Here is a 12464-nt window from a genome sequence, read left to right on the forward strand (position 1 = left end):
TCGGGCGGTGTTCCGGGGCCGGTGCGGTCGTCCTGGGGCGGGATGGTTTCCCGACGTTCCCGGGGAACGGGTACCCCTACGGGGCGGTGCCCCGGCGGATGCGGGTGGCGAGCCAGAGGTCGAAGCGGTCGTCCGGGTCGTCGAGGTGGCGTCCGGTGAGGGCCATGGCCTTGTCGAGGCGGTTGCGGACGGTGTGGCGGTGGACGCCGAGGCGGCGGCTGGTGGCGTCCCAGGCGCCGCCGGTCTCCAGCCACGCGGTGAGCGTCGCCACCAGCTCCGCGCCGTGGTCGTCGAGGTCGAGCGGGCCCAGCACGGTGTCGGCGTAGCCGAGCAGCGTCGGCCGGTCGCCGAGGCCCAGCAGCAGGCGGCTGGTGCCGGAGCTGCGGGCCTCGGCCGGTTCGCCGGTGGCCCGGCTGACACCGAGCAGCCCGGTGGCCTGACGCAGCGACACCCGGGCGGACACCGGTGCGGTGGCCGGTCCGATACCGGCGGGACGGCCCGGTGCGAACCGCCCCAGCACCTCGCGGACGTCGCACTCCTCCGCGGCCACCGCCTCCACCACCCCACCGCGGACCCGCACCAGGCCACCGGGCAGGGCCAGCGCCAGATCGGCGGCGAGGTCCCGGGCGGCCGCCGCCTGCGCCGCGCCGTCCGACCCGCCGGGCGCCTCGACCGCGACGCCCCGCACCCGCCCGGCCGTCAGACCCGCCGAAACCAGCAGGTCACCGGCGCGTTCGGCGGTCGGCCCATCGTCGGCGAGGAGCTCGGACAGCAGCGCCGAGCGGCGGCGGCGCTCCGGCTCGTCCCGCAGGTGGCGGCGCTCCAGCTCCAGGGAGAGCAGCGAGACGAGGCCGGGGACGACGGCGCGGGCGGCGCCGTCCGGGCGGCCGGTGAGCAGCAGCAGCCCGCGCAGCCGCCGGGCGCCGAGCGGCTGCACCTCCAGGTGGTGGCCGCCGGCCGCGCTGGTCGCGCTGGTGCGCAGCCCTTGGGCGGCGACCCGGTCGACGAGGTCACGGGCCGCGTCCGGGGGCGGTACGTCGTCCCCGGGGGCCGCGCCGCTCGCCAGGGGGCGGCCCAACGGGTCGAGGACGGTGGCGCCCACCCCGGTGGCGGCGGTCCACTCGCGCAGCACGGACGGCAGCCCGCCGCCGACCGCCGCGGCGGTCAGCCGCCGCTGGGTGGCGAACGACCGGTGCAGCGCCGCACGCCGCTCGTCGGCCCGGGCCGCGAAGACCGCCTTGGTGACGGCGATGAACGGGACCTCGTCCGGGACGGTCAGCAGCGGCAGCCCGGCCTCCCGCGCGGCGTCGACCAGCGGCCGGGGCGCCTCCTGGTACGGCAGGTCGTGCCCGAGGCCGAGCGCCAGGCAGGCGGCGCCGCCCCCGGCGACGTCGCGTACGTACTCCCGGCAGCCGTCCGTGTCGTCCGGCAGCAGCAGCCCGATGGTCATCAGCAACTCGCCGCCCTGCAGCCACTTTCCGGGCCGCAGCAGGTCGGAGACCGTCGCGGCCTCGACGGCGCGCTCCCGCAGCGGCGGCGGGACGTCGTAACCGGCGGACAGCGCGAGGTCCGTCCGGGCCAGCAGGTCGGCGATACGCAGGGGCATGGGGACAGTTTCCGTCACCGCCGACGGTGTGGGGGCGCGCGGGCCTCCACGCGCGCCGCCGCCCGCCGGGCCGCGCCCCGGCGCGTCGGCCGCCGCGTGCGCCGCCGGGCCCGGCGGATGCGCGGTACCGGGCTGCCCGCGGGGGCCGTACCGGGGCGGGCACGGCAACCCCGTACGCCCGGTCGCCGTGGTGCGGACCTGGTACGACGTCAGGTCCGTGCCCCGGGGCGGCCGGAACGGCTACCTCGCCTGGACAGCGGGTCACCCGCCCCGGAGAATCAGCGCATGACTTCGCTCGACTTCCCCGCCCGACCGGCGCGCCCGTCGGACGCGGACCGGGAACGTGCGCTGCATCTGCTACGCGAGGGCGCCGCGGAGGGACGGCTGTCGCAGGACACCTTTCTGCGCCGGCTCGAACTGGTTCTCACCGCGCAGCAACACTCCGAACTCTCCCTGGCCACCGCCGATCTGGAGAGCCGCGGCAAGGTACAGGGCGCGCTGTTGCGGGGGGTGGGCCGGGTGTCGGCGTTCCACCTGCGGATCCGCCGCGCCTGGCGCACGGAGCGGCTGCCGAAGCTGATGCTCCCGGTGCCGGGGCCGATCCCGCTGAGCATAGGGCGGGCGCCCGGCGCCGGTCTGCGGCTCAACCACGAGACGGTCTCCCGCAACCACGCCGAACTCCGCAGCGAGGGCAACGGCTGGATGCTGCGCGACCTCGGCTCGACCAACGGCACCTGCGTCAACGGCCTCCGGGTGGTCGGCGAGGTCCCGGTGGGTCCCGGCGACCACATCAGCTTCGGGAACATGGATTACGTCCTGACGGAGCGGTGACGGGCGCGGCCCGGGGCCACCGGCGGGAGCGGCCGGGCCGCGGGGGGCAGGGTCGGCCGGCGCGCGGCGATCGGACGGACGACAAGGCGGCCCGGGCGCTGTTGGTGCCGGAGGGCGCCTTCGCGCTGATGCGCCGTCGCCTGGCCGACGGCGGTGGCGAGGAGGATCTTGACGGGCGTGATCGACCTGCTGGTGCACTGACCGGCCGCGCGGACCGCCCCGGGCCCTACGCGGGCCCCACCGGCCCGTACGGCTCGGTGGGCCGCTGCAGCACCACCAGGCTGCGCCCGGTCAGCGTCAGGCGGTCGCCGGCCTTCACCACGGCCCCGGCGCCGTCCGTGCCGTCCGCGGCGAGCGGCTGCGCGGTGTCGACCACCACCTGCCACTGCCGCCCGTGGCACGGCGGAACGGTGAACTCCTGGTCCTCGGGGTGTGCGTGGAAGAGCAGCAGGAACGAGTCGTCCGTGATCGGTTCGCCCCGGGGGCCCGGCTCCGAGATCGCCCGGCCGTTGAGGAAAACCATCAGGGACCTTGCCTGTGCGGACTCCCAGTCGTCCGGCCCCATCTCCGTCCCGTCGGCGGTGAACCACGCGATGTCCGACAGCGCGTCCTCGGCCCCCGGGACCGGCCGTCCCTGGAGGAAGCGCCGCCGCCGGAACACCGGGTGCTCGCGCCGCAGCCGCACCAGACGCCGTACGAACGCCGGCAGCTCACGCTCCCCGGTGTCCTCCGGCGCCGGCCAGCGCACCCAGGAGACCTCGTTGTCCTGGCAGTACGCGTTGTTGTTGCCGCCCTGGCTGCGGCCGAACTCGTCGCCGTGGGACAGCATCGGCACCCCCTGGGACAGCATCAGGGTGGCGAGGAAGTTCCGCATCTGGCGCGCCCGCAGCGTCCGGATGCCGGGGTCGTCCGTCGGGCCCTCGGCGCCGCAGTTCCACGACCGGTTGAACCGCTCCCCGTCGCGGTTGTCCTCGCCGTTGGCCTCGTTGTGCTTCTCGTCGTACGCCACCAGGTCGTGCAGGGTGAAGCCGTCGTGGCAGGTCACGAAGTTCACCGAGGCGATCGGGCGGCGTCCGTCGCCCTGGTAGAGGTCCGAGGAGCCGGTCAGCCGGGAGGCGAACTCCGCCAGTGTGCGCGGCTCGCCCCGCCACAGGTCGCGCACCGTGTCGCGGTACTTGCCGTTCCACTCCGTCCACAGCGGCGGGAAGTTGCCCACCTGATAGCCGCCCTCGCCGAGGTCCCAGGGCTCCGCGATCAGCTTGACCTGGCTGACCACCGGGTCCTGGTGCACCAGGTCGAAGAAGGACGACAACCGGTCCACCTCGTGGAACTGCCGTGCCAGCGTCGCCGCCAGATCGAACCGGAAGCCGTCGACGTGCATCTCCTGCACCCAGTAGCGCAGCGAGTCCATCACCAGCTGCAGGACGTGCGGGCTCCGCATCAGCAGGGAGTTCCCGGTGCCGGTGGTGTCCGTGTAGTGCCGACGGTCCTCGGCGAGCCGGTAGTACGAGGCGTTGTCCAGCCCCCGGAAGGAGAGCGTGGGGCCCAGGTGGTTGCCCTCGGCGGTGTGGTTGTAGACGACGTCGAGGATCACCTCGATGCCCGCACGGTGCAGCGCCCGTACCGCCGACTTGAACTCCAGCACCTGCTGCCCCCGGTCGCCCCAGGACGCGTAGGCGTTGTGCGGGGCGAAGAAACCGATGGTGTTGTAGCCCCAGTAGTTGGCGAGCCCGGCGTCGGCCAGCCGGTGGTCGTGGACGAACTGGTGCACCGGCATCAGCTCCAGCGCGGTCACCCCCAGCCGCGTCAGATGCCCGATGACCGCCGGATGCGCCAGCGCCGCGTAGGTGCCGCGCAGCTCCTCGGGGAGGTCCGGGTGGCGCATGGTGAGGCCCTTGACGTGCGCCTCGTAGAGCACCGTCTCGTGGTACGCGGTGCGCGGCGGCCGGTCGTCGCCCCAGTCGAAGTACGGGTTGACCACCACCGACGCCATGGTGTGCGGCGCCGAGTCCAGGTCGTTGCGGGATTCGGGGCGGCCGTGGTGGTAGCCGTAGACGGCCTCGTGCCAGTCGATCCGGCCGCTCAGGGCGCGCGCGTAGGGGTCCAGGAGGAGCTTGGCGGGGTTGCAGCGGTGGCCGCGTGCCGGGTCGTGGGGGCCGTGCACCCGGAAGCCGTAGCGCTGGCCCGGCATCACCCCGGGGAGGTAGGCGTGGCGGACGAACGCGTCCCTCTCCCGCAGTTCGACGGCGGTCTGTGTCCCGTCCTCGTGGAGCAGGCACAGCTCGATGCGCCGGGCGGCCTCGGAGAAGACCGCGAAGTTGGTGCCGGCGCCGTCGTAGGTGGCGCCCAGCGGATACGTCTGTCCCGGCCAGACCTGCATGCGTCGGCTTCCACCTTCTCGTCGGGGGCTGCGGTCGCTCCACGACACACGTCCGCGGACCGCATCGATCCTTCCCCGGCCCGCCCCGCAGAGCTGGTACATCCCCCGACTTTCCCCGGAAAGCGGGCATTTTCGAGCCTAGTGGGACCTTTCTGTCGTGTCGTCACCGCCTGCGGCCGGTGACCAGCTCCCGTACGCCAGATGCGGTAGCGGCTAGCTCATCCAGAGGGAGTCCACCAGTCATGGCCCGGCCAATCACCCGGCGCCCGGGCGTTCGAGCCCCGCGCGTCCCGGCATCGCCGCGCGCCCGCACGCGCCCTTGCGTCAGCCGTCCCGGATCCTGCACCGAGGGTGCGGACCTGCGGTGGACAAGGCCCGCGACAGCCTCCGGGACGACGACTCCCGGGCGACGCCGGGTCCGCGCCCCGGGGTCGCACCACGGGCTCCCGGTGGCGATACGGCTATGAATCCGCTCACGTCCCCCCCGCATTTCGGGGCGCAACGGCCACCTCTGACATGGGGAGTTGACGGACGGGTCGCCCCATCCTGCTGCACCGTTCCCCGCGCCGCAGTAGTCTGCCTTGATCGTTGGCACGGAGGTTCGGAAGGTGGTGGCAGGTGAGCGGCGGGCTGGAGTTGCCCCCTGGTGACGAGGGTCACGAGGGCCATGAGGGCGGCTCCGTCGACGCGCCGCCCGGCGCGGTGTCGCTGGCGCGGCCACTGGAAATCGGCGCGGAACTCGACTGGGGCGCCGAAGCCTGGAGCGAGGTGCGCACCCGCGCCCGCCGGGCCGGTCGCGCCTACATCTGGCTGAATCTTGTCGAGCAGCGGCTGCGCGCCGTGGTCTCCGCGGTGCTGCGCCCCATCTACGAGCCGGTGCACGGCGACGAATGGGTGATCGCCGCCGCCGGACCGGCCGGACAGGAGTGGGTCCAGCGTGCGGTGGCCGTCCGGGAGGTCAGCCGCCGCAAGGGCTACCTCCTCGACCCCGCCGACGACAACATCGTCAGCTTCCTGACCCTGCCGCAGCTGCGGGAGCTGATGGTCCAGCACTGGCCCTGCTTCGAGCCGTACTTCGACGACCGCCGCGACGTCGAGCTGGGCCTCGACGAGCTGGAGGTGGCCCGCAACATCGTCTCCCGCAACCGCGCCCTGTCGGAGACCGTCCTCGCCCAGGCGGAGCGCGCCTCCGCCCGGCTGCTGGACCTCCTGGGCTCCGGCAGCGGCACCCGCACTTCCGGACGGCTGCCCATCGACGCCGTCGAGGACCTGGTGGGCGACCGCTACGCCGATGTCGTCGGCGTCCACGCGGACCGGGTGCGGCTCCAGCGGCAGCTGCCCGCCGAGGACCTGTTCGGCGGCGCCCGCCGCCTCGACGCGGTCGGCATCGGGCTCAACCTCCTCGTGCAGAACTACTCCGGCCGCCGCCTGGTCCACCTCGCCGAGTCGGGCTGCCGGATCCGGCTGCTCTTCCTCAACCCCGCGAGCAGCGCGGTCCGCCGCCGGGAGCGCGAGATCGGGCTGAAGAAGGGCGAGATGAGCCGCTCCATCGAGATGAACATCCTGCACATGCGGCGGGTACGGGCACGCCTGCGCGACCCGGGGGCGTTCGAGATCCAGGTCTTCGACGAGACCCCGCGGTTCACCGCCTACCTCGTCGACGGGGACGGGCCCGACGGGCTGGCCGTCGTCCAGAGCTATCTGCGCCGCAGCCGCGGCATGGAATCGCCCGTGCTGGTGCTGCGCGGCGGCGGCCGGGACGTGGTCCGCCAGGGTGGCGCGGGCCGGGAGGGCGAGGCCGGGCTCTTCGAGACCTACCGCGAGGAGTTCGAGAGCGAGTGGGCGGACTCCCGGCCGGTGTCCTGACCTGGGATGGAGCCGGTCCGGGTGCCGCGCTCCGGACGGGGCCCGCCGCGCCCCGCACCCGCAGCCCACCGCCCGCTTCGTCCCCTTCCGTTCGCGGGCGCCGGTCGCGTTGTCAGTGGCGCGTGCGAGAGTGGCGGAGCAACGGGGGACGCACCACCGAAGGAGGCCCCGCCATGAGCTGGCATCAGGACCTGTTGGCCGGTTTCGACCTGGAGACCACGGGCACCGACATCGAGCGGGACCGCATCGTGACCGCCGCGCTGATCCGCCTGGACGGCGACGGCACGACCGTGGTCCGGCAGACGTGGCTGATCGACCCGGGCGTCCCGGTGCCCGAGGAGGCCGCCGCGATCCACGGCATGTCCACCGCCTACGTCCGCGAGCACGGCACCCCGCCGAGAACCGCCGTGGAGGAGATCACCGAGGCCCTGGCCGAGGCCCTGGGCGCCGGGATACCCCTGGTGGTGATGAACGCCCGGTACGACCTCTCGCTCCTGGACCGGGAGTGCCGCCGCCACGGCGTGCGGCCCCTGACCGAGCGCCTGGGCCGCGCTCCCTCCCCGGTCATCGACCCGCTGGTCCTGGACCGCCACGTCGACCGCTACCGCAAGGGTAAGCGCGCCCTCCAGGCCCTCTGCGGCCACTACGGTGTGCCGCTCGACGGTGCGCACGAGGCGGGCGCCGACGCCGTCGCCGCGGCCGGTGTCGCCCGGCGGATAGGCGAGCGGTATCCGGCCGTCGCCTTGCCGTCCCCGGAGGCGCTGCACACGCTCCAGGAGGGTGCGGCGGCCGAGCAGGCCGCCGACTTCCAGGCGTATCTGCGGCGTTCGGGCAAGCCGGAGGCGTATGTCGAGGGCGCCTGGCCGCTCATCCCGCACCAGGCATCCCGCGACTGACCCGCCCGCCGCCGCCCTGGCCCATCGTCAGAACGGATACCACCGCACGGTCGTGTCCTTCTCGCGCAGCGAGGCGATGCGCCGGGCGAACTCCGTACGTGCCGCCGGATTGCCCGGTGCGTGCTGGGAGACCCAGGCGCAGCTGGCGGTCTCCCGGGAGCCGCGCAGCACCGCGCACCCCTCCCAGTCCCGTACGTCCCAGCCGTAGACGGAGACGAAGGTGTCGTACGCCTCGGCGGCCAGCCCGTAGCGGTCGCGGCTGAGGGCCAGCACCACGAGGTCGTGCTCGCGCAGATCGGAGGAGAAGGTCTCCAGGTCGACCAGGACCGGCCCGTCGGGCCCGACATGGACGTTGCGGAGCAGGGCGTCACCGTGGATGGGGCCGCGCGGCAGATGCGGCTCCAGCGCCGTCGCGGCGAGCGCGAAGGCGTCCCGGCGGCCGCGCAGATACTCCGCGTCCTGCGGTGAGACGGCGTCCCCGGCCAGCCGCAGCCACCGCTCGACGCCGCCCAGCAGTTCCCGCCGCGGCAGGGTGAACGGCGGCTCCGGCAGCGCGTGCACCAGCCGCAGCAGCGCCGCGAGGTCGGCGGGCTCGGCGGGCCGGACGGTGTCCGGCAGCCGCTCCCAGTACGTCACGGGGTGACCGTCGGCGAGCTGTGCCTGCGGTTCGGCGGCGCGGACGGCGGGGATGCCGGCGTCCTCCAGCCAGCGGGCCACGGCCAGCTCCCGCTCGGCACGTTCGAGGAGTTCGGCGCTGCGGCCGACCCGGATGACCGGCCCGCGCGCGCCGAGCGCGAAGACGGCGTTCTCGCCGAGCGACAGCAGCCGCGCGTCGGCCGCGGCGTCGGGCCGCCCGGCGGCCGCCAGCGCGGCGCGGGCGCGGGCCTCGGTGAAGGCGCCGGGGCGCGGTTCGTTCATGGTGATTCCTCCTGCCGGGCGTGACGTGCCCAGTTTCGCAGGTGCGGGCGCCGGGCCCGGCGGGCAGGCCGGGGACGGCGAGGGGCGGATCCCGGACGGAGCCGGCACCGGGTCGGCACGGAGCCGCACGCAGCCGGGTGCGGCGGCGCGCTCGGTGGCGGACCAGGGGCTCGCGAGGGGGGAGCGGCTTCCGGTCACCGAACCTGCATGCCGTCCTCCGCAGGCAACGCCATCGCGACACAGCCGAGGAAACGGGCGGGACGCACGACGGCCTGACGCCGCGACGCCTGACGGTCATTCCGCCCGTCGGGCCATCAGCTACGGCGCGGCACGGACCTCGTACGTCAACAGGCCCTCGGTAGCGGCCACTCCACGGTCTGTAACCGCAGATTGCCGAAATGTAAACGCTATTGAGGCTCGAATATTCAACTACCCGCTTCTTTTGGTCCACTTGTGACCGATTTTGTCTTTATGCAGGGTTGTTGTTTATCTCACAAGGGGCGGCTGGCCTTGAATTGGACTCGTCAATCCGACAGGGTTTCGATCCGGCCCGGTGCAGGACTTCCTGTCGAACCGGGCCATTGCGCAACGCTTTCCCCCCACACCACGAACGAGGAGAAACCCTCGCTATGGCTCACAAGCGTTCCAGCAAGAAGCGGCTCGTCACAGCAATCACCGCTGCCGTAGCCGCCACTGGTATCGCCGCCGTCACCGCGGTCACCGCCGGTGCGACGCCCGCCGAAGGCAAGATTTACGGTGCCGAGGCCAAGGGTGCCGTCAACGGCAGCTACATCGTCATGATGAAGAAGTCGATAGGCAGCGCCTCGGTGTCCGCCACCGCCCACAACGACCTCGCTTCCAAGTACGGCGGCAAGGTCAAGCGGAACTACACCGCCGCCCTCAACGGCTTCTCGGCCACCGGCCTGAGCGCCGACGAGGCCAAGCGCCTCGCCGCCGACCCGGCCGTCGACAAGGTCGTCCAGAACAAGAAGTTCCACATCGACGCCACCCAGGACAACCCGCCGTCGTGGGGCCTGGACCGCATCGACCAGGAGGACACCCAGGGCGACAAGAAGTACACCTACCCCGACTCCGCGGGTGAGGGTGCGACCGCCTACGTCATCGACACCGGCGTGCGCATCTCGCACAAGGACTTCGGCGGCCGTGCCTCCTACGGCTTCGACGCGGTCGACGGCGACAACGACGCCAACGACGGCAACGGCCACGGCACGCACGTCGCGGGCACCATCGCCGGCACCGACCACGGTGTCGCCAAGAAGGCCAAGATCGTCGCCGTCCGCGTGCTGGACGACCAGGGCTCCGGCACCACCGAGCAGGTCGTCGCCGGTATCGACTGGGTGACCAAGAACCACAAGGGCCCCTCGGTCGCCAACATGTCGCTCGGCGGCGGCGCCGACGAGGCGCTCGACGCGGCCGTCAAGAAGGCCATCGCCTCCGGTGTGACCTTCGCCGTCGCGGCGGGCAACGAGTCGGCCGACGCCTCGCAGGGCTCCCCGGCGCGGGTGAAGGAGGCCATCACGGTCGCCTCCAGCACCAACAAGGACGAGCAGTCCGACTTCTCCAACTACGGCAGCGTCGTCGACCTCTACGCCCCCGGCTCCGACATCACCTCGGACTGGAACACCGACGACAACGCCACCAACACCATCTCCGGCACCTCCATGGCCACCCCGCACGTCGTGGGTGCGGCCGCGGTCTACCTCGGCGCCCACCCGGACGCCAAGCCGGACGCGGTCGCCAAGGCCCTCACGGACGGCGCCACGGCGGACAAGATCTCGAACCCGAGCGAGGGCACGCCCAACAAGCTGCTGAAGGTCGTCGAGTAACCGACTTCCCCCAGCACCACACGCCGGCCGTCGCGCTCGCCCCCACGGGGCGCGGCGGCCGGCGTCGTTGCGTCGAAGTGCCGTGCGGAAACGCGGAGTTATCCACAGGAGGATGCCTCCGGAAAACGCGACGGGCGTCCTCTCACTACCGTCTGTCGCATGCACGGAGGACTGCCGTTCATCGGCATCAGCACACTCGTCTACGGCCTCATCGGGCTGCTCACGCTCGTGGCCGGCGCACTTCGCACCGCAGGGGGAGTTCGGCATGCACACCATCACCGTCATCGTTCCCGCACACAACGAGGAGGAGGGGCTGCCCGCCACGCTGGAGTCACTGGCGCGGCAGACGGTGCCACCTGACCGCGTCCTCGTCGTCGACGACGCCTCCACCGACCGCACGGGCGAGGTGGCCGCCGCACACGGCGGCACCGTGCTGCGCCCGCCGCGGAACCTCGGCAGCAAGGCCCGGGCGCAGAATTACGCGCTGCCGCACTGCACCACCGATCTGGTGCTCGCCGTCGACGCCGACACCGTCCTCGCGCCCGACTACATCGAGACGGTGCTGCCGGTCTTCGACGACCCGGCCGTCACCGTCGCCGCCGGCACGGTACGCACCCGCCACACCCGCACGATCTGGGAACGCGGCCGCTCCACCGAGTACCTCTTCGGCTTCCACTGGCACCGGCCCATCCAGGCCCGCGCCAACAGCCCCATGGTCTGCTCCGGTTGCTGCTCCGTCTTCCGCCGCGCGGACCTGGTGGCCTTCGGCGGCTTTCCCGAGCGCACCATCGTGGAGGACATGGACTACACGTGGAGCCAGCAGATCGCCGGGCGCACGGCGGTCTACGTCTCCGATGCGGTGGCCCTCGCCGCAGATCCGGAAGACCTCACCTATCTGCGCAAACAGGTCTGGCGGTGGATGGCGGGCTTCTGCCAGAACGTCCGGCTCCACCTCGGCGCGCTGATCCGGCACAAACCGCTGCTCGCGCTCTGGGTGACGCTCGCCGTCTTCGAGATCGTCACCGCCCCGCTGTGGTGGGCGACCCCGTTCGCGCTGGCGGCCCTCACCGACCGGCCGCTGCCGGCCACCCTCGGCTGGTGGGCCGGGACCGATCTGCTCCTGACCGCACCGCCCCTCCTCTACGCCGCCCGGCGCCGCGGACTGCGGACCCTCGCCGTGCTGCGGGATCTGCCCTGCGTCTACGCCACCAAGGCGGTCAACCTCGTCTACGCCTGGAAAGCCCTCGTCGTCGAACTGCTCCTGGTACCGCTCGGTCTGTCGAAGGGCCTGACGGTCTACGAGAAGGGGCGGGCCGACACCCCGCCGCCCGCCGCCCGCCCGCTCAGGCGACCAGAACCGGCCGCTCCCGTCGCCCGGCCCGGGCGGTGGCCGATGCGTCGTAACGCCGCAGCAGCAGTCGAGCCAGCTCCGGGGCGGGGCCGAGTACCGGTGCCAGTACATCGGCCCGTGCCTCCCGGGCGCCCCGGGCGATGCGGTCCGGCAGGAAGCCGGGCGCGATGACGTACGGGGCGACGGCGACGCGTGCGGCGCCCTCGGACCGCAGGGCCCGCACGGCGTCGGCCGTGCGGGGCAGAGATGCGGAGGCGAACGCAGGCCGCACGGCACACCAACCAGCGGTGCGCCGCCACTCCCGCGCGGTTTCAGCGATCACTGCGATCGCCTCCGGGTCACTGGAGCCCGCCGCGGCCAGGACGATCCCGGTCGAGCGGCGGTCGCCGGGCCGCAGCCCGGCCTCGGCCAGCCGCCGCTCCAACGCGGCGGTCAGCAAGGAGGAAGGGCCGAGCACCTCGGCCTGGTGGACGGTCAGCCGGGGCAGGCGCGCGGTGGCCTCGCGCAGCGCCGCCGGGATGTCCGACTTCGCGTGGAAGGCGCGGGTGAGCAGCAGCGGTACCGCCACCACCTCCCGCGTTCCCTCGGCGGCGAGCCGTTCCAGTACGCGGGGTACGGCCGGTGCGTTGAAGTCGAGATACCCGGCCTCCACGCGCAGCCCCGGCCGCAGCGCCCGTACCCGTGCGCAGAGCGCGGAGACGGTGGCCGCGTGCCGCGGGTCGCGGCTGCCGTGGGCGACGACGAGAAGGGTGGGGGAGGTGTCCATGGT

8 protein-coding genes and 1 pseudogene are annotated in these 12464 nt (G+C 73.2%); 5 read left to right on the forward strand and 4 right to left on the reverse strand.

The features are described 5' to 3' along the window. Positions 1-76: 76 nt before the first annotated feature. The gene (locus ACZ4U4_RS05835; protein ID WP_467869317.1) at positions 77-1606 is read right to left on the reverse strand and encodes a PucR family transcriptional regulator; all 1530 of its coding nucleotides are present in this window, start codon (positions 1604-1606) and stop codon (positions 77-79) included. Positions 1607-1891: 285 nt separating this feature from the next. Here ACZ4U4_RS05835 and ACZ4U4_RS05840 point away from each other — a divergent pair, with 285 nt between their 5' ends. After that, the gene (locus tag ACZ4U4_RS05840) at positions 1892-2437 is read left to right on the forward strand and encodes an FHA domain-containing protein (RefSeq protein WP_467869319.1); all 546 of its coding nucleotides are present in this window, start codon (positions 1892-1894) and stop codon (positions 2435-2437) included. 226 nt (positions 2438-2663) lie between these two features. Here ACZ4U4_RS05840 and glgX read toward each other — a convergent pair whose 3' ends face one another. After that, the gene (glgX, locus tag ACZ4U4_RS05845; protein WP_467869321.1) at positions 2664-4817 is read right to left on the reverse strand and encodes a glycogen debranching protein GlgX; all 2154 of its coding nucleotides are present in this window, start codon (positions 4815-4817) and stop codon (positions 2664-2666) included. A 618-nt stretch (positions 4818-5435) separates the two neighbouring features. Between glgX and ACZ4U4_RS05850 the strand changes: the two genes are divergently transcribed. Both ACZ4U4_RS05850 and ACZ4U4_RS05855 read left to right on the forward strand, forming a co-directional pair. Next, positions 5436-6683: an SAV2148 family HEPN domain-containing protein gene (locus ACZ4U4_RS05850; protein WP_467869323.1), complete on the forward strand. Its 1248-nt coding sequence runs from the start codon at positions 5436-5438 to the stop codon at positions 6681-6683. Positions 6684-6856: 173 nt separating this feature from the next. Further along, positions 6857-7579, forward strand: coding sequence for an exonuclease domain-containing protein (locus ACZ4U4_RS05855; RefSeq protein ID WP_467869325.1), 723 nt, complete (start codon positions 6857-6859; stop codon positions 7577-7579). Positions 7580-7606: 27 nt separating this feature from the next. Here ACZ4U4_RS05855 and ACZ4U4_RS05860 read toward each other — a convergent pair whose 3' ends face one another. After that, positions 7607-8497 (reverse strand): aminoglycoside phosphotransferase family protein, encoded by an 891-nt coding sequence (locus ACZ4U4_RS05860; protein WP_467869327.1) that lies wholly within the window; start codon positions 8495-8497, stop codon positions 7607-7609. Positions 8498-9126: 629 nt separating this feature from the next. Here ACZ4U4_RS05860 and ACZ4U4_RS05865 point away from each other — a divergent pair. Together ACZ4U4_RS05865 and ACZ4U4_RS05870 are read left to right on the forward strand one after the other, a co-directional pair. Continuing rightward, positions 9127-10344, forward strand: a complete 1218-nt coding sequence (locus ACZ4U4_RS05865; protein ID WP_467869329.1) for a S8 family peptidase — start codon at positions 9127-9129, stop codon at positions 10342-10344. A 265-nt stretch (positions 10345-10609) separates the two neighbouring features. Further along, positions 10610-11395 (forward strand): annotated as a pseudogene (locus ACZ4U4_RS05870) (glycosyltransferase family 2 protein); the annotation flags it as partial. Positions 11396-11687: 292 nt separating this feature from the next. Here the strand turns inward: ACZ4U4_RS05870 and ACZ4U4_RS05875 are convergent. Then, entirely contained in the window at positions 11688-12461 is a 774-nt protein-coding gene (locus ACZ4U4_RS05875) for a sirohydrochlorin chelatase (RefSeq protein WP_467869331.1), read from the reverse strand. Between the last annotated feature and the right edge of the window lie 3 nt (positions 12462-12464).

This window comes from Streptomyces sp. NPDC029159 (assembly GCF_055564055.1).